This is a genomic window from Aeromonas sp. SrichE-2G (assembly GCF_017939565.1).
Lineage (GTDB): Bacteria > Pseudomonadota > Gammaproteobacteria > Enterobacterales > Aeromonadaceae > Aeromonas > Aeromonas taiwanensis.
Genome location: NZ_JAGKRG010000004.1, coordinates 465,883 through 489,200, shown reverse-complemented (window position 1 = coordinate 489,200; position 23,318 = coordinate 465,883). Strand labels below are relative to the sequence as shown.

The window sequence follows — 23,318 nt, the reverse complement described above, 5'->3', positions numbered from 1 at the left end:
TTTTAAATTTGTAGTTCAATACAATATTTCACAAAAAAGGTCTTAGATATCATAGAGCTATTCATAGCTTAATTCCCAAAACGCTCTATCCCGCATCATAGATACCTTTTTATCTCCATCAATATAGAGACTAAAGTGCTTATCCAGCTTGCGGATGGTTTCCATTAATTGTTCTTGCTCGGTCTTATCATCTTTATTAAAGATGGCCTTGATATCGGCATTCTTGATCTCGGCGACGCGATGCACCACCCAGGTCAAAATATAAGAGCCGTAGTTGTTTTCCCCGGTTTTAAAGTGACTCAAGTCTTGGGTTGAGAGGATCACCCCTACCCCATACTCGCGCCCCTCTTTCAGGATCTTGCGCAGGCTGGGGAAGTCCTGCGACATAAAGTTGTCGGCCTCGTCGACCAGGAGCATCTTGGTGATCTGGCGATAATCGCCGTTGACTTGCGGCTTACCGCGTTTTTGCATCTGCGAATAGAAGAGATCCAGCGTCAGGGCTACCACCAGGTTCTGGATCTGGGGTGAGTAGCCCGCCAGCTCGATCACCGTCACACCATCGAGTAGCTCATACAGGGAGCTCACCTTATCCGGCATGGTTTCAAAGATCTCGTAAGTGACCAGCGAGTCGAGCGCCGCGTAGAGAGAGTCCTCTTCTACCTTCTCCTGCTCAAGATAGAGATCCCACACCTGAGCCAAGGTGGGCGCAGGCCTTGACCAGGTGCTGGCATCAGCTCTGCTGATTCCCGCCAGCTCATAGGCATCGAGGATCAACTTGCGCAGTCGCAGCTGCTGTTTGGGCCCGAGGCCAAAAGCTTTGGCCAGGGTCTCGGCAAACCCGGTCGCGGTATGCACCGGCAGCATCGGCATATCGCCATAGAGCGAGAGCGGATTGTACGGCAGGCGATACAACCGCAGCCGCTTGCTCTGGTTTGCCTCGCTAAAAGCATCATCCACATAGTCAGATTTGTAATCGAAGATCAGCAGGCCGATCCGTGCGCCCTCGACGTTGTTGTCCTGCTGGCGCATCAGCTGGGTGATCAGCGACTTGGTAAACTGGGTTTTGCCGGTGCCCATGGTGCCAATGATGCCGGTATTGGTATTCATAAAGCGGGCTGTATTGGTCGGCTCCCAATAGAGCGGCGTTTGCCGCAGCGCCTCGTGGCCAAACAGGATACGTATGGGCTCTATCGGCTCGCCGGTCAGTCCGGTTTCCACCGCTATTGGGGTAACCGGATCGGTGTTTTGGATATCAGTGGCTGGTGCCACTGGCGCCATATCCACCGCCTCATTGCCCCCTTCTTTTGGCTGCGGTTGAGAGCCAGATTCAGGCTCCGCCACCTCTTCTCTGGGCCCCAGCAGATATTGTTTGTCTACATGGCACAGGGTCACCAGCTCATCAAGCGCAGGGGCGCTACAGGCCTGAATAAGGCTACCCAGCAAGGCGTAGGGCAGTTCAACCTGCAATACCCCCCGCTCGGTAATCTGGTAGCGAGGCACAAAGAAGCTGTCGCTTTCGATATGGGCGACCACAAAGCCTTCGGGATAGTCGGGCACGCTGGCCAGGGTATATTCCCCTTTGAGCCACCACTCCCGCTCGATCAACAGCGGTGCAAGCTGCGCTGGCTGCATCACCTGATAGAGGCAAAGCTTGTCGACCTGCATCAGCACCTGGCGAATAAAGAGACCACGGTAGAGCCGTGCGGCCAGAGTGTTGGGGCCAAGCACCTCTTCCATCAGGTAACGTTTAAGCTCCAGCGCCTGTTGCCCGGCATAGGCAAAGTCAGGTCTGACACCGGTCTTGACCTCCAGAGGCAACAAATAGAGTTGCTTGCCCTTGAAGCCGACAAAGAGCACGTCATCGGAAATGGCCCCTTTGCGATACCCATGCACCTGACGGGAGAACTCGCTGTCGCTCATCTTGAGGCCAACATTGCCAGAGACGCGGATCATCTCGGCCACGGAGAGGGGGACCCAGCAGATATCAGAATGCCGCAACAAGGCCGAGACAAACTTGTAAGCACCGATGATGCCGTTCTTCTCTTTGCGCTCCTTGTCGTTGGCCGTAAGCATCTTGAGCAGCCACTCGCCGTTGAAGGCATTGAATTCGGAGAGCAGCGTCTCCCCTTGTCCATGACCCTCTTTTTGCAGCAAGCGTTTAAAGAGGTCGACCTGCTTGGTCACCGTGATGGCATCGTAACCGGCCGCACTGGTGTATTGATCCGAGTAGTGGATCAGCACCACATCCTGCTGACTGGTGAAGAAATCGAGGGTCACCTTGGGATCGATGATGGTGGTCCACAGTGCGCTGTCATAAGAGCGGGTCAGCAGTGCCTTGAAATCGGCACTGACCGCCAGCCCCAGGCTGGTTGCCAGATACTGGGCATTGCTCTGGCTGGCCGGCTGCCACAGGTTGCCCAGCATGCGGGCCACCCGCAGCGACTGTACCCCTTGATAGGGCACGCCACGCAGACCAAAGGCTGTGAAATAGGCCGCCCCTTTCGTTTCAGCTGCTTCCCCGGCGATCAAACCATCACACAGCACACCACTCAGTGCCTCATCGGTATTGATGGGATGGCACTCTACCGGCTCCTGGTTGCGGAAGAACGCCAGATGGGCATAGGCAAACTGCTCGCGCTCGTTGGGCAGGGTGAACTTGCTGTAGGTCAGACGGCTGCGGATCAGATCGATCAGCATATCGGCCTCAGCACGCAGCGCAGTGGTGTTCAAGCCAAGCCAGGTTTTCAGCTCGTCATAAGCGGCCGTTTCGGCAAAGCGGTCGAAGTCATTGAATTGCAACCGCTCATCGTAGAAGTTCACATGGATGGCGATCGCCTGCTCTTTGTGCAGCTTGAAGTGTTCGATCAAACCGAGGAAGAGCTCTGCCGCACTCGCCTGATTGATGGCATTGACGATCAGGGTGCTCTTGGCCCCGGCACTGAACAGTCGGGAATAGGCCTGGGTAAACTCGGCCAGTTTGTCGCGCACCAGACGCTTGATGTAGCTGTAGCTCTCCTGCTTTTGTGGCACCACATCGAGCCAGAAGCTGTTCTCCCGCACCGGCAGCAGATGGGCGTAGCCAGAGTCATTGTCATAAACGAAAGGCAGCAAGCCAGATGCAACCAGGCGCTCGCGGGTCACCTCTGGCAATTCGGCAAAAGAGCTGACGCCATCTTCATCGCGATCGGCTTTTATCTCGGCCACCAATTGCAGGTGATAGGCAAGTACCAAGGGGTGCAGCGGGCTTAGGCGTTGCCACTCATCCTGGCGGCACAGACCGATGCGCATCAACTGTTTGTGCTCGAGCGCCAACACCGCATTGGTTGGTATCTCGCTTAATGCCGCTTCGTAGGCATCCAGCACCCGCTGTACCAGGGCGCAATAGCTGTCGCCCCAGGCCACCAGGCTCGGCAATGTTTTCTGGTGTTGCAGATAGTCAAGCAGGGCGGCATAAGCGCCATGCAAATCAGGGAACCTTGCACTAATCGCCGCAAGTGGCATGGGGTCGGCGCTCAAACCGATATACAAGGCCCGCTCATCAACCATCCGAGCTTCGAGATTCAGCAGCTGCTGGCGGATCCCAACCACGCCACTTTCGCTGTTATCGAAAATGATCTTGCCTTTGGCCCGCAGATACTCGGCATTACGGTCATCTCTGAGCAGCTTGGCGAAACGATCTCTGTCAAACAGCAACGGAACGCAAATGCTCTCATCGGCGGCCGGGCCTTCAATATTGATGGGCAAGCGACGCTCGCCATTGACCAGCTCAAACTGGATCTGTTCGCTCTGCTCGGCCAGCGTATCAAAATTCACCCAGCCACAGGCGCTGCAGTCCACTTCCCCCTCATCGTCAACCAGATGCATGATGGCGTCTTGCTCTGGGTTGACCTTGAACTTGTTCTCTTCCAGCAGCAGGGTCAGCCACTTCTTGCCCGCATCCACTCGGAAGCAGTGCAGCAACTCATCGAAATAGAAATCTCCCTGCTCTACCACCAGACAGCGGAACTTGTACTCTTCGGAGCGGTTATCGCGTTTAAGCTCAAGGCTAAAAAAGTTGGGTTCTCCTGTGACGGGCAAGGTCACCGTCGCCCAGCAGCGTTTACCTCCGACACGGCTGACAGAGTAAGTGACCGCATTTTTTAGCGGCCCATTGTGCATCAGTTTGAACTGGCTCTCGTCCAGATCATTACCGATGAAGGTAAAAGAGAGGTTGAGGGTTTTCTCTCCCGGCGGGAGCTGGATCAGCAGGCTCAGGTCGCGTTGTCCCGCCTTGCTCTGGCTCTTGGCTCTTTGTTGCAGTGAACCGCTGTCAACGGCCACTTCTTCCAATAGCAACTTTTGCGCTTTGTTGGCTTCAATCTCTTTGAGGTAGGCCTCGAATTCCAGATCACGCCAGCTCTCATCCTGGAAATGCTGGCGGATAAACTTGGCGCTGAACTCTTTCAGGACGCTCTCGAGCTGATCGAGATCATAATGCTCAACCGCATCTTCAATCTCGCGCCGCAGCTTGCGGTTGGCTTGGAGCCGCTTGCTGATCTGGGCCTTCTTGCCACTCCAGCTCAAAATGACCGGGTCATTGAATAGCTGAAGCTCATCAAACTCCAGAACACCATCTTGATCAAGTGCACTAAACAGAGGAGCAAAACCAAATACAGTCGCCCCCTCTTCGGTGATGAGGGCCAGCTGCTCTTCAAGCAGGCAGGCTGACAGCTCCTTGTTACTGCTGCCGACATCAATCAGTGCGCCAAGCTGCTGCGAGAGACTATCCGGATGCCAGACCGCACCGGGCGCCCCCAAATCAAGCGCACTGTTGATCAGGGTATCCAGCATGCTGTTGTGGATAATGAGCAGGGCTGCTTTTTCAAATTCTGCACTGCGCCCTGCGACCAGATCACGTAAACGGGAAATATAGTTTTCAGTAAATCCCGGAGCCTCACCATGCAACACAGGCAAAACCCGCACGCCATTGCACTCTATATACGGCAGGTCAATGCCATCGGCCGTAGCTAGCGTATTTGTAGCAGCAAAGGTCACCAGTGACTGATAGAGCACCAAACCATTTTCTGCGCTGGGGGATTTGAACTGGTAACGAGAGCCCGGCTCAATGTCGGCACTGACCCACTCGATAAAACGTTCGGCCAGAAAATGCTCAAAGGGTCTTGCGGACATATACGGCGTCTCCACTATCACTCATTCGTTCTACATTGCCCATGCGCTCATAGAAGCTGACCAGTTGCTGCAATGACTGGTTATCAAGATAAAAACCGCGCAGCTCGAAGCCTTTACGCAGATCGTGCAGGCGCAGCTTATCGGCCTTGCCGATGGTGAGATTGGTCAACAGCAACAGCTGATCCTGATTCAGTACCAGGGTGCGGCCAGCGGCCCCCCGGGCCTGAATAAAATCACTGAGCAGCTTATCTTCCAGCTCTTTGACATATTTCTTGTTCACGCCGCCACGGGAGGTATTGGCATCACGGAATTGCTCCAGAGCCAATTCTTTGAGCTGCTCAAAGGCTTCTGCCACGCCGTTTGTGAGAGGACGCTCAGGCCGTAACCCGCGCTTCTCTCTAAAGGCCTGCAGATAGTTGTTCAAATCTTCCAGCAACTGAGTCTGGTCAGCATATTCCGTGGCATCGCGATAAACCTGCCAGAGCGGTCTTTTCTTGGCATCCCCTGGCAACTGGAGCACGTCAAGGGCGGAAAGTAGCGGGAAAACCCGCTCGCTGGCCGCAGCCAGCAGCTTGTAGCCAGAACGCTTTACCGATGTACGTTCAGAGCTGGCCTTTTCCGAATCGAGAATAAAGTAGAGAGGCTTGCTTTGGGGCTCATGTTGCCAGTCGGTCACATTCAGCGCCAGCTGAGCACAGTAAGCAAAGGCATACAGCTTGAGTGTGCTAGGCAAGGCTTGCAGCAGATATTGGGGATGTGCAGCCAAAAAGCGAATATCTTCACGAAATACGGCATTCAAAAACGGCAGATAAGGTTGCTCATCCTCATTTTTTACCAGGCTGCCGCTTTGCAGCCTACCTTGCAAAACTGACAACAGTTCTTGCTCGACAAAGTTGAGCTTGTCATCGAGCGCATCTGCAAGAAAGAAATCCCCCAACAGGCCTGCAAACAATTTGCACAATCGCGTATCTGGTGCGCTGAGATCGGCTTGTCCACTCTTCTTCCCTTTGGCCTTAAACAACAGGAACAGCGGTGAAATGTTAAAGAGTGAGTCATTTGAAAAATAGGCTCGCTCAAGCACCTGCCAAAAATCAGGATCATCTAGCTTGCCTACAAACCGGGCTTTGCACTCCTCCTTAAATTGCTCAAATTCATAGGCAGTCACCTGCTTGCGCAAGGAAAGCCCCAGCACGACACCGGTCACGGTATCCCAGTCAAACTCATTGCCTTTGTTGCGAATGGGCCAGTAGTTGGTGAGCTTGTTTTTATCAACCGGAGCTAATCTGACAGGAATTGGATACAGAGACATGACTATCTGGTTCCTTCTACAGTGATCATGCCGTCATCCAAACCAAGACGGTAATGCTGATCACCTTCGTAATAGTGAAGAACAGAGCTCTTTTTAGCGACAGCGCGGATTTGCTCAACCATCTCATCGAGCAACACGATGGCATTCTTGTCGTACTTGTTTGGCCGATAGCCATTGTTGAGCTTACAGATCAGCTCAAACAGATTGAGGTTGATTGCCATCGGAGCCAAGGGCTGCTCATCAACCTTCAGATAGGCGCTGAAATGATCGTGTTTCTCGACATGCTGGCGCTGAATTGCGCTGTAATCAGCTTTCAGCTCGACAGGTGCCGCGACATGACACTGGCCAAATTGACCAAGAGAAAGCTCACGCTTTGACAACTCAGGGGCATTGCGGTTGGCATAGACAAAAATGGCCGGGATCAGCGCCTTCACATAGAAATTGCGCAAGGCCAGCTGGCTTCCACCCTCCCCCAGGTACTGGCTATGCTGCAGCCAGACGGTGGCATAGTGTTCAAGTACCTGCTCTTCAAAATCGACTTTGAATTGGTGATGGTAGTTATTGCCAAGCTCGCAGTCCTTGAGCAGATAAAAAAGGCGCAGAAGGGATGCGGCTTGACCCGCTTTATCACGAGGCTCGTTGAACATGAGCCCCAGCTTTGCCAGCTCGTCCATAAAGGCATCTAGCGCCTCATCCGGTAGATTCAGCTCATAACGCAGAACAAACTGGTCTATCGCTTGGGTATGAATCAAGGCAGGATCAAAGTCAGCAAGACGCAGGCTTAGCTCGCTGTCTTTACCCAAAAACAGGTTGTCAAAGAGGTAATGCTCCCCGGCCAGAAGCTGATGGAGCAGATCCAGCAAGGCACGAGTCGTAATGAATTGATCCTTGATCAAACGGGTTTTGAACAGAGTGGTAATAATAATCTCTTGCACGTGCTCATTGGCCAACAGCCTGAAATTGGCGATGAGGCGCATGTCGCGTTGACGTTGCTCATCTGCAAGCGCAATAGCATGAAACAGATTGTCATCGGTTGGCTGGGTTAACCGCTTGAGCAGTTGACGCATAAAGCTTGAATAGCTGCCTGCGTCATCATTAAAACGAAATTTTGGATAGGACTCGAAATCCAGAAAGTGATATGTCCCTTGCGATCTCTCGCCGCTATCCAAGAAGCGCTCAATCACGCCACGCAGTGTACTGTGCCGCTCAGCCCCTTCTTTGGCAAAGTTGGCCAGCATACCGATATTGATACCAACCACCAGAGGTAGAGCGCCGTCTCCTACGCGATCAAAGAGTTCGTTTAGCGCATCGATTGCTGATTGATGAGGCGAAAAGCTATGGGTTGCATCCAGATGGAAAGTGCATCTGTTTTTATATTGGTCATAGCTACGTGACAATATTTCAGATTTGCCATCACCACTACTGCCGCATAAAAACACGCACTCACCAGGCTGCAATGAACGGAGGCACTTCTCAAAGTCATGTTCGATTTCGGGCGTAACGTAGAGATAATCCTTGAGATCATCAAACAAATCTCTCTGACGTTGTGTTGTCGTCTTGACCGAGAAGGAAGAAGATTTAGCCAAGACCCCGAGGGCCTTGCGAAGGGGGATTGAGCTCACGGTATAACCCTGCCGTTTCCATATCTTCAGGATACTAACCTATTGAATCATAGAGAGACCACTAGAAAGGCGAGTATTTGTATGACTCCTTGATATTCATCGCATCATGACAGGGGAATCTGTGTTTTGGGAACGATATTTGTCACACTGAAAGGCAGTCCAAATGCAGGCTCGGCTGCTAATACTCACATATGAAAAGTCTTGGAAATTAGACCAAGGCCCTATCACAAACCAATCCGGCACAACCGCCATCAGAACATGAACAGCACCTCACTGGCGCCATCCGCTACTGATGGGCCAAGCACGCCCCCGCCTCATAAGCACCCTTGGTGAATCGCACCATACTCACTGGTCAGGTGTACACAAAAAGGGCAGTGCCATGAAACCGTTACAAGATGCAGATATCCAGGCGCTCAAAGCGCACTTCCAGGGTGACGTACTGCGTTCTGACGACACAGGTTACGACGAGGTGCGCCAGATCTGGAACGCCATGATAGACCGTCGACCCGCGCTCATCGCCCGCTGCACGTCCACCGGCGATGTCGTGCAGGCCGTCACGTTCGCCCACAAACACAACCTCCTCGTCTCCATTCGGGGAGGTGGACACAACATCGCGGGCAATGCCGTGTGCGACGACGGCCTGATGATAGATCTCTCGCCGATGAACGGCGTGCAGGTGGACCCGGCAACCCGCCGGGCCAGCGTCGGGCCAGGTTGCACCCTGGCCGATGTCGATGCGGCCGCCCAGCGTCATGGCCTCGCCACGCCGCTGGGCATCAACTCCACCACAGGGGTGTCCGGCCTGACCCTTGGCGGCGGCTTTGGCTGGCTAAGCCGCAAGTTCGGCATGACCATCGACAATCTGATCGCCGCCGAGGTCGTCACCGCCGATGGTCGCCTGTTGCACGCCAGCGACGCGGAACACGCGGATCTCTTTTGGGGGCTGCGCGGTGGCGGCGGCAACTTCGGTATCGTCACCCGCTTCGAGTTCCAGCTCCATACCGTCGGGCCGGATGTGCTGAGCGGGCTCATCGTCTTTCCATTCGACCAGGCGAAGTCCGTGATCACGCAGTTCGCCCGCTTCACCGAGACCATGCCGGATGAACTCAGCGTCTGGATGGTCACGCGCAAGGCGCCGCCCCTCCCCTTCCTGCCCGCCGAGGCACACGGCAAGGAGATGGTCGCCCTCGCCCTGTGCTACGCGGGGGATCCCAGGGAGGGTGAAATACTGATCGCCCCGCTGCGCGGGTTCGGTACCGTGCTCGGCGAACACGTCGGGGTGCAGCCATACGTCGCCTGGCAACAGGCGTTCGATCCCCTCCTGACGAAGGGGGCACGCAACTACTGGAAGTCGCACAACTTTGCGCGGCTGAGCGACGGCGCCATTGACGCCATCATCGAGTACGCCGGCAAGTTGCCCTCACCCCAGTGCGAGATCTTCATCGGCACGATCGGCGGCCAGACGGCCCGCGTCTCGCCAGAGGCGATGGCCTACTCGAGCCGGGATGCCCACTATGTGATGAACGTGCACGGCCGCTGGGAGTCGGCCGACGAGGATGCCCATTGCATCGCCTGGGCGCGCGAGTTTTTCGCCGCGTCACAGCCCTTTGCCAGCAGCGGTGCCTACATCAACTTCCTGACCCAGGACGAGACGGATCGCATCTCCTTCGCCTACGGTGCGACCTACGATCGCCTGGTGGCGCTCAAGAAGAAGTACGATCCCGCCAACTTCTTTCGCATGAACCAGAACATCAAGCCGGTGTGAGAAAGGGGAGGTACTGACGCCGAGTGGGCGACGGCGCGAGGACCCCCTGGGTCAGGGCTAGGCAGGCTACCGCCAGCGGGGGTCAGGCGCGGCAATGCGCCATCAGAGCCTGACCCTCCCCCGGATGTCCTGTAGAGTCACTTCCCGCGAAGTGGCTTTTTTATGTCCCGCTTGGGCAGGAGGTTAATGCGCGGTGCGCCGGTTGCCGCAGTAGGTCAGCGGCTCATTCCCCCGCGGCCTCGGGCGTCAGGATCAGTCTGCGCCAGGGCCCGGTGATCTCGCAGTGGCCGGTCTCCTCCGTGTTTTCCCAGCCCAGACGGTGATAGAAGGCCATCGCCGTCGTGTTGCGCGTGGCCACCTTGAGTGACGCGGGGGACGGGTATCCGGCCAAGCCAGTCGCCAGCAAGGCACGCCCCATGCCCTGTCCGTGCCAGTCCGCCACCACATAGAGGTGATGCACGAAGCTCTCGGCCCCCCAGATGGAGACAAAGCCACAGGGATTACCCCCCTTCTCCGCCACCCAGATCTGCTCGCCCCGGGTCTGCTCGGCAAAATCTTCCAGCCGGAACAGGGAGGGATCGACCCAGTGAAAAGCCTGGCGCCGTCCTTTCAGAAACAGTTGCGCCAGCAGGGGTTCGTCTGCATCTCTCATCATTCGGATCATGAAGCCATCCTTGAAGTGGGTCGTCACGCTTTCCCACTCTCGATGGATCCCGCCGTGGTGTCAACTCGGCAGCATGGACCCTATTGAAGACAAAACCCTGTGACACAGGGCTGCCTATTTTCTCATCCGAGGGGCTATACTGCCCAAGTCCCGTCCTTGGCTGGTTTGAGGTTCATTGATTTATGGATAACAAGCAGATAGAAGGCAGTATTCTGATACCCGCCCACATTGACGATGTCTGGCATGCCTGGACCACGGAGAGCGGCCTGCGCAGCTTCCTGGCACCGGAGTGCCTCATGGTGCCGGAGCCCAATGGACCGTTCGAAATCTATTTCAGACCCGACGCCCCCCTGGGGGAGCGTGGCAGCGAAGGGTGCCGCGTGATGGCGGTCATGCCCCATGATCTGTTGAGTTTCAGCTGGAATTTCCCCCCGAGTTTCCCCCATATCCGCCAGCAGAAGACCCAGGTCAGCTTGCGCTTCGTGCCGGAAGGCCAGGGCACCCGGCTTCACTTCCTGCAGACCGGCTGGGCCAACGATCCTGACTGGGATCTGGGCTATGCCTACTTCCGTGAGGAGTGGCTGGAGCTCAGCCTGCCAAGGTTGCAGTACCGCTTCACCCACGGCCCCATCGACTGGGACAACCCGCCCACCAAGCAGCAGCTCAAGTCGCTGGCGCAGTGATCCGTGGTGAGGCCCGGCGCACCCGGGTCCCCTACCCTGTCGCCTTGGGGCTGACAAGCAGGACGGCGGCAGACCCTTCTTGTCATGGCGTGTTGCCGGGCAAGAGGCTCGATTGACAGCAGCAGAAGGGGGCCCGCCGCTTCTGCAAGGCGAGGAGAATTGACAAGCACATGACTTGTGCGCCCCCGGGGACACATTCCTCATACGGCATATTGTTTTTTAATAAAAACAGCTAGATAGTATTAGTGTGCTGCTTCATTCGACACATTTCGCAGGACCATGGGCATCGGTGGACGCCGGCTTCCACCAGGCAATGACCAGAAGAAGACGATAATCGCCATCCCCCGGCACCCGGCCCGGAGACATGAGGTAACCATGTTGATTGAGAAAACATTGCTTGAGCAATTCAACATCAATGAGGTCGAGATCCAGCACAGGATGGATCTCTTCAAGCTGACCCAGGCCGAGCTGGATCTTCTCGCGCAGCAGCAGCCCATCATCGAGCAGCATCTCGACAGCATCGTCGAGAAGTTTTACGAGAAACAGACGGAGTTTGATGAGATTGCCCTGCTGATCGGCGACTCCGACACCCTGCGGCGACTGCGCAGTGCCCAGCGACGCTACATTCAGGATCTCTTCTCCGGCCACTACGATCACACCTATGTCAACAGCCGACTTCGCATCGGCCTGGTGCACAAGCGGATCGGTGTGGAACCCAAGCTCTACCTCTCCGCCAGCTGCACTCTCAAATATCTGGTGGAAGACGTGCTGATCGCCCACATGCCCGATCAGGCAGAGTTGCCGCAGGTGTTGCGCGCCCTCGACAAGCTCATCAGCTTCGACACTGCGCTGGTGTTTGATACCTATATCGGCACCCTGCTCAGCGCCGTCGAGAATGCCAAGAAACGGATGGAAGCTTATGCCCGCGAGCTGGAGGAGAAGTCCAAGATCCTGAGTGCCCATGCGGAGCGCGATCCCCTCACCGAGCTTTACAACAAGCGGGCCATGCTGCGCGCCATCGTTCGCGAGCTCAATACAGCCGTCCGTCGCAAGACCTACCTGTCGGTGATCTATATCGACGTCAACAAGTTCAAGTTCATCAATGACACCTTTGGCCATGCCAAGGGGGATGAAGTCCTGCAGACCCTGGGGCGGGCCATCTCGGATAGCTGCCGCAACACGGACTTCCCCTGCCGGATCGGAGGGGACGAGTTCTGTGTCATCCTGCCCGAGGCCAGCAAGGCCACCGCCCTGCACATCAGCGATCGCATCGAGGCGGCCTTCAGCACCTCCTACCCCGAGTACTCCATCAGCATCGGCATCTGCGTGACCGGCAACGAGAGTTTCCTCACGGCCGAACAACTCATCGGTGCGGCAGACAAGGCGATGTACGAGGCCAAGCAGCAGTCCATTTAAGCCCCGTGATGCGCATCCACCCGCCATAAAAACAGATGCCGCCCCTGGGGGCGGCATCGTTTCATCACCTTCTTGTTCACTCGTCCGATGCCGGCTCTTCTTCCAGCTCGTCAAACAAGGGGTGATAGAGCACCTCGCCGCGCACGCCATCGAGGCCGCCAGGTTGCAGCTCCATCGCCATGAAGCAGTCGGCGGGCACCTCGTAGATGCAGTGCAGCCCGAAGTCGCTCGCGGGCCTGAATCCGAAACGGCGGTAATAAGCGGGATCGCCGAGCACCACCACCGCCTTCCAGTCCATCTCCAGCGCCGTGTCCAGCCCCTCTCGTACCAGATCCGAGCCGATGCCCTGCCCCTGCCAGTCGGGATGAACGGCCACCGGGGCCAGCCCGAGCCAGGGCCCTTCCTGCCCGGCAATGGTGATCGGGCTCAGCATCAGGTGCCCCATGAACTCGTACTCTTCCTCTTCGACCATGGTGACCACGGCGGCCCCACACTCGCGCAGGCGGTTGACCAGCTCGGCCTCGTCGGGACGACCAAAGGCGGCACTCACCAGCTCATAGACTGGCAACATGTCGCCGGGACGCTCGGTTCTCAACATACAGCGTTACTCCTCGTACAGCAGGGCGGCCATTATTTCACAGAAATTGCCCGCCACTTGAGTGCCATTGTCTGAAAATGGGAGGACGGACTCAGGAAAATCACTGGCACCCGCGCCCAGCTCTCTCCGCCACCCGCCCCTCACAGGCCTCCCGGTTGGCCGGCGCAGCGCAGCAGATAGGCAAGGCCGAGCCTTCCCTGCTCCTTGAGCAGCACGCCGCCCCCATGTTCCGGCATTGCGGGGGCGTCCGGCTCCAGCCTGGCGAGGGGATAGCGACGCAGCCTGAGCCCGCAGAGTGTCAGCTCGCCTTCCGTGACCTTCCCTGCCATGAAGAGCGCCAGGGCCGCGCCCCCGCCGCTCTCGTCGTGCAGTATGGCCACCACCACCTGCTCGTCCGCAAGCAAGGGGGCCAGCCTTGCCATCAGATCCGCCGGCAGGGAGGGGGCCCTGTCCAGCCGCCAGTGATCGAGCTCCATGGCTTCTCGCGCCGAGTCGGGCCAGCGCCCGCAATGGTGCATACCAAGCCTGGCCATCACTCGGCCGGAGGCGAGGTTGCCCGGCATGTGGCGGGCGGTCAGGGCAGGCAGGTGCAACTGCTCGAAGGCAAACTGCCTGACTAGGTGCCCGGCCCGGGTGGCCAGCCCCCTGCGCTGCCAGGGCACGCCCAGCCACCAGGCCAGCTCCCCGTGCCAGTGCAGGGAGATGGCCCCGATCAGCGGGGCCGATTCCTCCCCCTCCGGCAGGGTCAAAGCCCAGGTTCGCCCCAGCCCCAGGGCCGTCTTGCGCCAGCTCATGGCGAGCCAGTCCCGGGCACTCTCCGGCGGATAGGGATGGGGGATATTGAGGGTATAGCGGGCGATCGCCTCGTCCGAGCAATAGCACAGGATGGCGCTCTCATCGCCGGGCTGCAGGGGGCGCAACACCAGCGCCGGAGAATCCTGGGTGCCGGCGTCACGCAGCACAGGCGTGGTCAGGCGCCGGGCAAGCAGGCGTTGCAGGGCGTGCCCAAGGTCATCATCGGATCTCAGTGGGTGGTCGGCTCCTGCGGGCCCCAGGGTGAGCAGGCCGTGCTCCCTGGCCAGGGTCAGCAGGGCGCCGGAGGCGGCGATCAGGATCTGTTGGCTGGGATCCGCCGCCATCACGGGGGATGCCGCGCCCCCGAGCCAGGCGCTGAGCAGGGCGTTGGCCGAGAGGATCTCGTCCGGCTGGCAGGCCCCCCACGGCGCTGGCACCTCCCCCTTGCCGAGCAGCAAGCACCAGCGATGCCCCTGGCGCTGCCAGTCCAGCAGCGCCCCCTGCCAGTGAGGTCGCCAGAGCGCCCCCTCGATCAACAGATCCATGCATCCCCCTGTGGCAACGAGAGGTCGGCGCGGGCAAAAAACCTGACTATCACAGAGTGCGGGTCAGGGACCATGGCACAGACCCGGCGCTCAACCGCGCCCCAATCCACAGCGGCTCTTCTAGGAAGGGCCTGGCGACCTGCATCAGGGAGCCAACCGCTCGATGTGCCACCCTTCCCCTTCGCGGGTGTAGTAGAAGCGATCGTGCAGGCGATGCTCCCCCCCCTGCCAGAACTCGACGGTGTCGATTTTCACCCTGAAACCGCCCCAGAAGCTCGGCAGCGGCACCTCGCCACTGGCAAACTTCTGCTTGAGTTCGAGGAACTTGGCTTCCAGCACGCCGCGGGCCGAGATGCGGCTGGACTGCTTGGAGACCCAGGCGGCAATCTGGCTGTCCTTGGGGCGGCTGTGGAAATACTTCATCACCTCGAGGGGGCCGAGCTTCTCCACCCGGCCGGTGACATGAACCTGGCGATCGAGGGTATGCCAGGGGAAGAGCAGGCTGATGCGGGGATTACCCTCTAGCTGATGCGCCTTGCGGCTGCCCATGTTGGTGTAGAAGACCATGCCCTGGGCATCGTAGTGCTTGAGCAGCACGGTTCGCTGCCAGGGCTGTCCGTCAGCGTCCACGGTGGCCACCACCATGGCGGTGGGATCGGTCAGCCTGGCTTCGCACGCCTGGGCCAGCCACTTCTCGAACAGCGCGAGGGGCTCGGCCGGCAGATCGGCCCGGTGCAATCCGCCCCTGGTGTATTCACGACGCAGATCAGCCACATCCATCATCTTGATTTTCCTTCTCTCTTTGCCGCCCATGCGGCGATGCGTGGAGGCATTGTGCGACGAGCACGCCATGGGTACAAGCCTCGTCTCGGCCAAATGGCGGCAAAGACAAAGGGAGGCATCAGCCTCCCTTTTCCTACCGCCGGGCAAACACCGCCTAGGGTTTGCCGCCCTCGGGCGGACAATGGGCCAGCATGCGCTGATTGTATTGCGCCGCATAGGCGCTCAGCCTGGCATGCGCCTCCTTCTGGTCCGGCTTGATCGCATCCCCGAACCCCTCGAGATAGCGCACGCCGCAGCGCGCCTTGGCCGAAGCCTGCTCGTCTGCCCCGATACCGGGAGCCACTTCACCTCGCCCGGCCCGCACGATGAGCCGGTAATCCTGTTTGTCCAGGCTAGCGTTGACCGCCTGATCCAGGGTATCGGCGTCGGCCTGACAGCCGCCAAGCAGGGTGAGCAGCAACACGCTGGCCAGCCTCATGCCCGCCTCCGCTGCCAGCCCAGCAGGCCCAGAGCCAGGGCCCAGAAACCGAGGGAGCCGCCGCCACCACCGCCGCTCTCTTCCACCCGCTGGGTCACCGACAGCTTGACCGGGCTGATGGCGAAGAAGAGGTTGTCGCTGCAGGCCACCTTCAACCTGGCGGTGCCGTCGTTGCCGGCAGGGATGGTGACGCTCGCAGAGCCCGAGTTGGGCTGGCCGCTGGCCAGCAGGGTCCAGTTCGTCCCCTCGTCCCGGGTCATGAAGAGATCCACCTTGCTGCAGTTGATGGGGGCGGCACTGGTGCCCGCCACTTCCCAGCCGATGGTCTGCTTCTGGCCCGCCGCAATCGGCGTGATCAGGGGGCTGGTCAGGGCGAAGGCTTTGCCGGTGTCGACCACCTGCACCTTGATGTCGTCACTGCTGACGCCCCCCTGGCCATCCCGCGCCGTGAGGCGGAAATGGAGATCCCGGTTGGTGGCAGGCCAGGCCTCTCCCTTCGCCAGGGTGTTGGTGAGCAGGGAGGTGAGGCTCGGCAGGGCGCGCTCCGGCACGCTGGTCGGCGCCACGAAGCGGAACAGCGGGCGAGAGCCGTCGTCCACCATGCTGGCGGCACTGAAGGACTCGGTGCCGAGATCGATCTGCTCCCAGGTGTAGCTCAGGGCGTCGTTATCCAGATCGGTGCCGCTCCCCTTGAGCACGAAGGGGGTGTTGGCCGGGATCACATGGTCGTTGCCTGCCGCCACCTGGGGTGCATTGTTGGTGCGCGCCTGCGTGGTGCCACAGCTCGACACCGTGGCCATGTGGGCCCGCATCTGCTCGATGGACTTGCTGTGGAAATAGGGCACGCTGTTGGCCTGCAGATCCTCTTCCCCGCAGATCCCCGCGTAGGCCATGATGGAGCTGCCGCTGCCGGGCTCCCAGGCCTGGCTCGCCTCCCGGTTGCCACCGCCGCAGCTGCCGGTGGTGCCGTTGAAGGTGTGCTCGGCACCGAACTGGTGGCCGATCTCGTGGGCCACGTAGTCGATGAAGAAGGCGTCTCCCACCGGGTTGGGGGAGCCGGTCATCCCCGCCGACTTCCCGTCGGTACAGAGCACGCCGAGCCCCGCCAAACCGCCGCCTCCGGTGTTGACCACATGACCGATATCGAACGCCCCCAAGCCCTTGGTCAGGGCATCGGCCTGCACCTGCACGTTGACGTCGACATCGTTCAGGCCAGACCCGGACGGGTCATCGCCGTTGAAGAAGCGATCCGTGGCCGCGTCGGTGAAGATGATGGTGTCATTGCCGCTGGCCAGCTGGAACTCGGCGGCGACGTCGCGCCGGTACACCTCGTTGACCCGGTTGAGCAGGGTGGCGATGGCGCCAAGGGCCCCCTCGACGGTGCCCCCGTGAAACTGGGTGTACTCCCCCGCCGCCGAGATGGCAATGACATAGCGCTTGAGCTCGTTGCCATCCACCAGCACCTGACGGGCCAGCTTTTTGACCTCGCCACCGATGACCTTGTCCGCCTCCTCTTCCAGCCTACTATGGGCATCCTGCTGGTAATAGACCGCATAGCCCTCACCATTGCGCAGGGGATCGATGAACACCATCTTGCCCTGGTGGCTGAACATGGCGTGGAAACCCTGGGGACCGAGATCGAAGCGGCCAGTCTCGACGGGATTGGCTTCGTCATGCCCCTTGAAGGCCTGGATAGCGGGGTACTTGGCGGCCAGATCCGCTGGCAGCAGATCATAGGGCTGCAGGCTGTAGGTGACTTCCTGACCGTCCGGCAGCGGCAGGGTCAGCCGACGCTCCCCCTCCTTCAGGGCGGCCAGGTCATCGGCGGGAGCGGTAACGACGCGATACTGATGCGCCCGCACCTCGTAACCATCGGCGGCGGTGGCCCGTGCCGCCACCGTCTGCCACTGCGCCGCCAGCAAACTGCCTGAGCTCATCAACCCGGCCACCAGCAAGGCCAGCGGAGAAAATTTCATCAAATGCATCTTATTATTCCTTTTTAAATGCGTTCGCCTGAACTGCCACGGCATCATTTGTCTGCTGGTCCGATTAGTCCAGCAAGATCCACTGTACATTCCCCGGATGGGGAAGGTTGCACCAAGACACACTAGCCCCTATCATTGCGCGGATTTGTCCGTTCCAGAACCCCTCTTCGACGGGGCCGGTTCACCCTTTCTTTGGCCAAGGTTAATCTCATGCTCAAGTCCCCACTGTTGCCCCGTTTCGGGGATCTGATCGTTGCCATCGTTGACGATGTGCTGGGTCAGGGTCTTACCCTCGACCGCGCCTATGCCCGTCACTTCTCCGGCATCGAACTCAAACCGCAAGAACAGGCAAGGATTGCCCTGGTCACCGGCGATCTGCTGCGCCGCCTCAGCCTCTACTGCTTCCTGACCGGCATTCAGGTTCGTCAGGCCGAGAAGAACGTCTGGCCGCTGCTGCACAGCTGGCACGCCTTCCACAAGATAGACCAGCCGAACCACCCGACCCTGGATCGCTTCAACGAGGAGGCGTTCCGTCGCCGCCTGACCGAGGCGAAGAAGAACCCGGTGCTGATGGATGGCTGCCCTGCCTGGCTGGAAAAACTCGGCAGCGAGCAGCTGGGTGAGGCCTGGCCTGCCGAGCGTGCGGCCCTGGCCTGGATGCCCAAGCGCTACCTGCGGACCAACACCCTCAAGTGCACCCGGGACGAGCTGCAGGCCATCCTGGCCAAGGAACATGTCACCACGGTCCCCGTCGACGGCGTGGAAACCGCCTTGCAGGTCACCACGGATGCCGCCCTGTTCCGCACCCAGGCCTTCGCCGATGGCTGCTTCGAGCAGCAGGATGCGGGTTCCCAGCTGGTGGCGGCCGCTCTCGACGTCAAACCCGGCATGCGGGTGATCGATGCCTGCGCCGGCGCCGGCGGCAAGACCCTGCACCTGGCCGCCATGATGCAGGGCAAGGGCCGCCTGCTGGCCATGGACGTGGAAGAGTGGAAGCTCGAAAACCTCAAGCAGCGCGCCCGCCGCGCCGGGGCCCACAACGTGGAGACCCGTGTCATCACCAGCAGCAAGACCGTCAAGCGCCTGAAAGAGAGCGCGGATCGGGTGCTGCTTGACGTGCCCTGCTCCGGCCTTGGCGTGCTCAAGCGCAACCCGGATGCCAAGTGGCGCGACACCGCCGAGCGCCTGCCGGTGCTGGTCGCCCTGCAGGAAGAGATCCTGCAGCGCTACAGCCAGATGGTGAAGGTGGGCGGCATGCTGGTCTACGCGACCTGCTCCATCCTGCCCGAGGAGAACCGCCAGCAGGTGGACAAGTTCCTCGCCGCCAACGAGCACTTCCGCCTGCTGGACGATCGCACCGTGAGCCCGGCGGAGACCGGCTTCGACGGCTTCTACATGGCGCGCCTCGAACGCATCGCCTGATGCCTGTCGTGGGCACAAAGAAAAGGGGAGCCAGTGGCTCCCCTTTTTGCATGATGCGGATGCGGCCTTATTCGGCAGCAGCGTCATCCTGCTTGTGCTTGGCGGCAGTTTCCTTGATCAGGGTCTGCAGCTCGCCGGCCTGGAACATCTCGATCATGATGTCGCAGCCACCGACCAGCTCCCCCTCGACCCACAGCTGCGGGAAGGTGGGCCAGTTGGCGAATTTCGGCAGCTCGGCGCGGATGTCCGGGTTCTGCAGGATGTCGACGTAGGCGAAGGGCTCGCCGCAGGACATCAGGGCCTGGGAGGCCTGGGCAGAGAAACCGCAGCTGGGAAGCTTGGGGGATCCCTTCATGTACAGGATGATGGGATTCTCAGCCAGCTGCTGTTTGATCTTTTCGATAGTTTCCATAAATGCCTCACTGGAGCGATTTCGGCGGCCATTCTACTGCAATCCGGGCAGACCACAAACTGGCAAACCGTTCAGAACGAAAGAAGTCATGCATCAATACGACGCAGCTTGATCCGGATCATGGCGAGAATCAAGAGTTGTTCGCCCATCTTTGATGCTGCTACAATCGACGGGCTTTGGGCCGCCAGGCCCCCTCATTTCAAGAACAATTCTTTTCGAGACAGAAAAGAGTACGCAATGTCTTGCAACCGTCGCCTTCGCACGGACCAGCCAATGGAGAGTAGAAAATGGCTTTCGAACTTCCCGCTCTGCCCTATGCAATCAATGCTCTGGAACCGCACATCTCCCAGGAAACCCTGGAATACCACCACGGCAAGCACCACAACACCTACGTGGTCAACCTGAACAACCTGGTGCCGGGTACCGAATTTGAAGGCAAGTCCCTGGAAGAGATCATCAAGACCTCCACTGGCGGTGTATTCAACAACGCCGCCCAGATCTGGAACCACACCTTCTACTGGCACTGCCTCTCCCCGAACGGCGGTGGCGAGCCCACCGGCGCCCTGGCCGATGCCATCACCAAGGCGTTCGGCTCCTTCGCCGAGTTCAAGGATGCGTTCACCAAGTCTGCCATCGGCAACTTCGGCTCCAGCTGGACCTGGCTGGTGAAGAAGGCTGACGGCTCCCTGGCCATCGTCAACACCTCCAACGCAGGCTGCCCGCTGACCGAAGCCGGTACCACTCCGCTGCTGACCGTCGACCTGTGGGAGCACGCCTACTACATCGATTTCCGCAACCTGCGTCCGAAGTACATGGAAACCTTCTGGGCCCTGGTCAACTGGGAATTCGTGGCCAAGAACCTGGCTGCCTGATAGCACAGCACTCTTGCCAAAACGCCCCGCCCTTGCGGGGCGTTTTTTTATGGGCGACGTTTCCCGCCCATGAAAAAGGCGCCCGCAGGCGCCTCGTCGAACCGGGGAGGCCTTACTGGTCGATCTCGTCCATGTAGTCGTCCAGGTTGCCTTCATCCTCTTGCGGCTTCTGCTCCTGAAGCTCGGGCTTGCGACCCGTCACCTTGCCGTCGTTGTACTGGAGGTAGAAGTCCTTGGTCAGGGCATACGGATCCAGGGCGTTATCGATGATCCGCTCCTGATCGATGAGCTTGGAGCGCGTGCCGAGGCCGTCCAGCGCCCAGTGCACCACCCGCAGCGGGAAGGTCAGCAGGGCATAGGGGAAATAGATGGTATCGATGGTATCCCCCACCAGCTCCCGGGTCGTGGTCGGGCCGTAGACCGGCATCATCAGATAGGCGCCATCCCCGATGTCGGCCTTGCCGAGCACGGTGTCCATCTCCAGCATGTTGCGCTCGAGGCCCGCATGCCTGGCCACGTCGAACAGACCCAGCAGACCCACTGTGGTGTTGAGGGTGAAACGGCCCAGGTTGGTGCCGGCCCCTTTCAGGTCACCCACCAGCAGGTGGTTCACCATGCTGCTCGGCTCGTCGAAGTTGTCCACGAAATTCTCGATGCTGTCCCTCATCCCTTGCGGGACATAGCGGGCATAGCCGTGCACCACAGGACGGGCCACATAGGGCTCCAGTACGTCGTAGTTGACGGCCCACATGGCCCGGTTCGCCCCCTGGAAGGGGTCACGGGGGTCGCTGGCCGTGCTGGTTGCTCCGGGATGGCTGGGGGTTTCGCCGATATTCAGGCTCTCTGGGCCCGCCTTGGGAGGGCCGCCCGCACAGCCTCCAAGCAGCAATGCCACCGCCAATGCTCCTGAACGCAGATACATATGAAAGTCCTAAGATTTTTATTGGGTATTGGTATGAATTATATGATGGCCCGCCCCTTCCGGGCGGACCAAAGACGTATTAGAGGGCGTGATCGATGCGGATGTCAATCGGCGCTGCAGGAAGAGTGCCTGTCGGCACGGTGACGGAGACTCCCTCGAAGGCGCCCTCCTTGTTCATGACGTTGCCGCCGCGGGAGAGGCGCGCCTTGAACTGCAGTTCGGCATGGGCTGCCAGCTTGCTGCCCTCCATCATGGCGTCCCCGTCACCCAGGGACAGAGTGAGCGGGAAGTGCGGACCCGGGATACGCTTGACCGCGATGGGCATGGGCGGGCCGTTCGGGATCACGGCAAAGACGAACAGGTGGGCATCCTCAGGCAGCTGAATACCCGGCGCCAGGGTGATGCGCAGGGGGAATTCCCCCTCCTTCACCGCCAGCACTTGGGCCTCGTGTGTTTGGGCCTCCTGTGTTTGGGCCTCCTGCGTCTGGGCGGACGCCTCCCCTTCCTGTGCGGCAGGGGCGACGTTCACCGCCAGCCCGCGCTGGCGCAGTTGCTGCTTCGCATAGTCGATGGATCGCTCCACCATGGTATGGCGGGTCGAGCCTTTCTCCAGCAGCGGCAGCATGGCCTGCCAGCGAGCGAGGGCGGTCTGGAAATCCTCTTTTTGCAGCGCCATGAAGGCGTGGACGGAGCGGGCCTCGATGTTGGCGGGATCCTCGGCGATGACGGCCTGCAACAGCTGATCCGCCCTGGCCTCCTCTCCCGTCATCATCAGGGCCTGGGCATAGGGCACCGCCACCATGGCCTTCTGGGGCGCGAGGGCGTAGGCACGCTCCAGCGCCTCGCGGGCCATCTCGGGGTCATTGCCATCCAGGGTCAGGCGACCCAGCAGCAGCCAGCCACGATAGTCGTTCGGTTCCTCTTTCAGCCGGGTGCGCAGCCCCAGGGTGAAGTCCAGCAGATCCTGTTCGGTCACCTGGGCGTCCCGCTCCACCAGGATGCGGTTGCTGAGCTCCCCCAGCCGGCTGCTGGCATCCTGCCAGCGGCTCACTTCCTGCCAGGCGCCGAGCTTGGCGTAGAGGCCGACGCTCACCGCCGCGAGCACCAGCACCCCGGGGATCCAGATCAGGCTCTTGCCGCCACGGGCGCTCTGCTCCACGTCGGGGATGTCGTCCAGCAGGCTGCGCTGCAGCTCCACCAAAGACTCAGGATCCTCCGCCAGGACGCCCTGTTCACGCTCCTCGCCAATCTCCAGCAGGCGCTGGCGATAGAGCTGCTTGTTGAGGGCCGAGCGGCTGATGCTCTGCCGGCCCTCGCCGCGCCAGAGCGGCACGATCAGCGCCAGGCTTGCCAGCACCAGCAGGGCGGCACCCAGTATCCAGAATGGGGTCATGGTTTCTCTTCCTCTTTGAGCAGGGCGGAAAGCCGTGCCTGCTCCTCTGCGCTCAGGGCGCCTTCAGGCTGTTGTGCGGTGACGGGGGCATGGCGGCGACTGCGTACCACCACGGTGACGGCGCCGATGACGATGACCAGCAGGGGGCCGAGCCAGAGGATCAGGGTCGAGGCCATCAGGGGGGGATCATAGAGGATGAAGTTGCCGTAGCGGGCCACCATGTAGTCCACCACTTCCTGCTTGTCCTTGCCTTCCCTCACCATCTGGTAGGTCTTGTCTCGCAGATCCTTGGCGAGCCCGGCGTTGGAGTCCGCGATGTCCTGGTTCTGGCACTTGGGGCAGCGCAGCTCCTTGGTCAGCTCGCGAAAGGTCTGCTCCTGGGCGTCGTTGTCGAAGGTGTAGACATCGATGGCGGCGCTGGCCTGGCCGGCACCGAAGAGGCCCGCCAGCAGCAACAGGGATGCGATCAGTGTTTTCATCGGGGA

The 23,318-nt window shown here is 59.7% G+C and carries 18 protein-coding genes; 5 read left to right on the top strand and 13 right to left on the bottom strand.

What is annotated here, in order from left to right:
• Positions 1–57 precede the first annotated feature (57 nt).
• Genes dptH through dptF form a run of 3 tightly spaced genes read right to left on the bottom strand, consistent with a single transcriptional unit; the run spans position 58 to position 8,100 of the window.
• Complete coding sequence (gene dptH / locus J9885_RS04295; RefSeq protein ID WP_210548201.1) at positions 58–5,169, bottom strand: DNA phosphorothioation-dependent restriction protein DptH; 5,112 nt, start codon at positions 5,167–5,169, stop codon at positions 58–60.
• Positions 5,150–6,478 (bottom strand): DNA phosphorothioation-dependent restriction protein DptG, encoded by a 1,329-nt coding sequence (gene dptG / locus J9885_RS04290; protein WP_210548200.1) that lies wholly within the window; start codon positions 6,476–6,478, stop codon positions 5,150–5,152. The genes dptH and dptG overlap by 20 nt, the downstream gene beginning before the upstream one ends.
• A gap of 2 nt (positions 6,479–6,480) precedes the next feature.
• Positions 6,481–8,100, bottom strand: coding sequence for a DNA phosphorothioation-dependent restriction protein DptF (dptF, locus tag J9885_RS04285; protein ID WP_210548199.1), 1,620 nt, complete (start codon positions 8,098–8,100; stop codon positions 6,481–6,483).
• A gap of 379 nt (positions 8,101–8,479) precedes the next feature.
• Between dptF and J9885_RS04280 the strand changes: the two genes are divergently transcribed.
• Positions 8,480–9,865, top strand: coding sequence for an FAD-binding oxidoreductase (locus J9885_RS04280; protein ID WP_210548198.1), 1,386 nt, complete (start codon positions 8,480–8,482; stop codon positions 9,863–9,865).
• A gap of 223 nt (positions 9,866–10,088) precedes the next feature.
• On the opposite strand, the gene J9885_RS04275 is transcribed toward J9885_RS04280, so the two are convergent.
• Complete coding sequence (locus tag J9885_RS04275) at positions 10,089–10,529, bottom strand: GNAT family N-acetyltransferase (RefSeq protein ID WP_210548197.1); 441 nt, start codon at positions 10,527–10,529, stop codon at positions 10,089–10,091.
• A 182-nt stretch (positions 10,530–10,711) separates the two neighbouring features.
• Between J9885_RS04275 and J9885_RS04270 the strand changes: the two genes are divergently transcribed.
• Complete coding sequence (locus J9885_RS04270; protein ID WP_043761930.1) at positions 10,712–11,212, top strand: SRPBCC domain-containing protein; 501 nt, start codon at positions 10,712–10,714, stop codon at positions 11,210–11,212.
• A 375-nt stretch (positions 11,213–11,587) separates the two neighbouring features.
• Positions 11,588–12,628, top strand: coding sequence for a GGDEF domain-containing protein (locus J9885_RS04265; protein ID WP_043761934.1), 1,041 nt, complete (start codon positions 11,588–11,590; stop codon positions 12,626–12,628).
• A 76-nt stretch (positions 12,629–12,704) separates the two neighbouring features.
• On the opposite strand, the gene J9885_RS04260 is transcribed toward J9885_RS04265, so the two are convergent.
• The 5 genes from J9885_RS04260 to J9885_RS04240 form a co-directional block, all read right to left on the bottom strand.
• On the bottom strand, positions 12,705–13,226 hold the full coding sequence (locus tag J9885_RS04260; RefSeq protein ID WP_043761935.1) for an N-acetyltransferase: 522 nt from the start codon (positions 13,224–13,226) through the stop codon (positions 12,705–12,707).
• Between the two features lie 140 nt (positions 13,227–13,366).
• Positions 13,367–14,566, bottom strand: a complete 1,200-nt coding sequence (locus J9885_RS04255; protein WP_210548196.1) for a GNAT family N-acetyltransferase — start codon at positions 14,564–14,566, stop codon at positions 13,367–13,369.
• 144 nt (positions 14,567–14,710) lie between these two features.
• The gene (gene pdxH / locus J9885_RS04250) at positions 14,711–15,349 is read right to left on the bottom strand and encodes a pyridoxamine 5'-phosphate oxidase (protein WP_210548195.1); all 639 of its coding nucleotides are present in this window, start codon (positions 15,347–15,349) and stop codon (positions 14,711–14,713) included.
• Between the two features lie 154 nt (positions 15,350–15,503).
• Positions 15,504–15,827: a hypothetical protein gene (locus tag J9885_RS04245; RefSeq protein WP_210548194.1), complete on the bottom strand. Its 324-nt coding sequence runs from the start codon at positions 15,825–15,827 to the stop codon at positions 15,504–15,506.
• Positions 15,824–17,812, bottom strand: a complete 1,989-nt coding sequence (locus J9885_RS04240) for a reprolysin-like metallopeptidase (protein ID WP_210548193.1) — start codon at positions 17,810–17,812, stop codon at positions 15,824–15,826. Before J9885_RS04240 ends, J9885_RS04245 begins: the two co-directional genes overlap by 4 nt.
• Before the next feature lie 210 nt (positions 17,813–18,022).
• Here J9885_RS04240 and J9885_RS04235 point away from each other — a divergent pair, with 210 nt between their 5' ends.
• The gene (locus tag J9885_RS04235; protein WP_210548192.1) at positions 18,023–19,234 is read left to right on the top strand and encodes an RsmB/NOP family class I SAM-dependent RNA methyltransferase; all 1,212 of its coding nucleotides are present in this window, start codon (positions 18,023–18,025) and stop codon (positions 19,232–19,234) included.
• A 67-nt stretch (positions 19,235–19,301) separates the two neighbouring features.
• On the opposite strand, the gene J9885_RS04230 is transcribed toward J9885_RS04235, so the two are convergent.
• Positions 19,302–19,646, bottom strand: coding sequence for a Grx4 family monothiol glutaredoxin (locus J9885_RS04230; RefSeq protein WP_010673955.1), 345 nt, complete (start codon positions 19,644–19,646; stop codon positions 19,302–19,304).
• Between the two features lie 287 nt (positions 19,647–19,933).
• Between J9885_RS04230 and sodB the strand changes: the two genes are divergently transcribed.
• On the top strand, positions 19,934–20,518 hold the full coding sequence (gene sodB / locus J9885_RS04225) for a superoxide dismutase [Fe] (protein ID WP_010673954.1): 585 nt from the start codon (positions 19,934–19,936) through the stop codon (positions 20,516–20,518).
• A gap of 112 nt (positions 20,519–20,630) precedes the next feature.
• Here the strand turns inward: sodB and J9885_RS04220 are convergent, their stop codons facing one another.
• The 3 genes from J9885_RS04220 to J9885_RS04210 form a co-directional block, all read right to left on the bottom strand.
• The gene (locus J9885_RS04220) at positions 20,631–21,440 is read right to left on the bottom strand and encodes a VacJ family lipoprotein (protein WP_210548191.1); all 810 of its coding nucleotides are present in this window, start codon (positions 21,438–21,440) and stop codon (positions 20,631–20,633) included.
• A 79-nt stretch (positions 21,441–21,519) separates the two neighbouring features.
• Positions 21,520–22,833 (bottom strand): c-type cytochrome biogenesis protein CcmI, encoded by a 1,314-nt coding sequence (ccmI, locus tag J9885_RS04215; RefSeq protein WP_210548190.1) that lies wholly within the window; start codon positions 22,831–22,833, stop codon positions 21,520–21,522.
• Positions 22,830–23,312: a cytochrome c-type biogenesis protein gene (locus tag J9885_RS04210; RefSeq protein WP_210548189.1), complete on the bottom strand. Its 483-nt coding sequence runs from the start codon at positions 23,310–23,312 to the stop codon at positions 22,830–22,832. The genes ccmI and J9885_RS04210 overlap by 4 nt, the downstream gene beginning before the upstream one ends.
• Between the last annotated feature and the right edge of the window lie 6 nt (positions 23,313–23,318).

Bases quoted from the DNA above. Each gene is read 5' to 3' on its own strand.
- J9885_RS04220 (WP_210548191.1), bottom strand. From the start codon at position 21,440: ATGTATCTGCGTTCAGGAGCATTGGCGGTGGCATTGCTGCTTGGAGGC.
- pdxH (WP_210548195.1), bottom strand. From the start codon at position 15,349: ATGATGGATGTGGCTGATCTGCGTCGTGAATACACCAGGGGCGGATTG.
- J9885_RS04255 (WP_210548196.1), bottom strand. From the start codon at position 14,566: ATGGATCTGTTGATCGAGGGGGCGCTCTGGCGACCTCACTGGCAGGGG.
- dptH (WP_210548201.1), bottom strand. From the start codon at position 5,169: ATGTCCGCAAGACCCTTTGAGCATTTTCTGGCCGAACGTTTTATCGAG.
- J9885_RS04280 (WP_210548198.1), top strand. From the start codon at position 8,480: ATGAAACCGTTACAAGATGCAGATATCCAGGCGCTCAAAGCGCACTTC.
- J9885_RS04265 (WP_043761934.1), top strand. From the start codon at position 11,588: ATGTTGATTGAGAAAACATTGCTTGAGCAATTCAACATCAATGAGGTC.
- J9885_RS04230 (WP_010673955.1), bottom strand. From the start codon at position 19,646: ATGGAAACTATCGAAAAGATCAAACAGCAGCTGGCTGAGAATCCCATC.
- J9885_RS04210 (WP_210548189.1), bottom strand. From the start codon at position 23,312: ATGAAAACACTGATCGCATCCCTGTTGCTGCTGGCGGGCCTCTTCGGT.
- J9885_RS04275 (WP_210548197.1), bottom strand. From the start codon at position 10,529: ATGATCCGAATGATGAGAGATGCAGACGAACCCCTGCTGGCGCAACTG.
- dptG (WP_210548200.1), bottom strand. From the start codon at position 6,478: ATGTCTCTGTATCCAATTCCTGTCAGATTAGCTCCGGTTGATAAAAAC.
- sodB (WP_010673954.1), top strand. From the start codon at position 19,934: ATGGCTTTCGAACTTCCCGCTCTGCCCTATGCAATCAATGCTCTGGAA.
- J9885_RS04270 (WP_043761930.1), top strand. From the start codon at position 10,712: ATGGATAACAAGCAGATAGAAGGCAGTATTCTGATACCCGCCCACATT.
- ccmI (WP_210548190.1), bottom strand. From the start codon at position 22,833: ATGACCCCATTCTGGATACTGGGTGCCGCCCTGCTGGTGCTGGCAAGC.
- J9885_RS04235 (WP_210548192.1), top strand. From the start codon at position 18,023: ATGCTCAAGTCCCCACTGTTGCCCCGTTTCGGGGATCTGATCGTTGCC.
- J9885_RS04240 (WP_210548193.1), bottom strand. From the start codon at position 17,812: ATGCATTTGATGAAATTTTCTCCGCTGGCCTTGCTGGTGGCCGGGTTG.
- J9885_RS04245 (WP_210548194.1), bottom strand. From the start codon at position 15,827: ATGAGGCTGGCCAGCGTGTTGCTGCTCACCCTGCTTGGCGGCTGTCAG.
- J9885_RS04260 (WP_043761935.1), bottom strand. From the start codon at position 13,226: ATGTTGAGAACCGAGCGTCCCGGCGACATGTTGCCAGTCTATGAGCTG.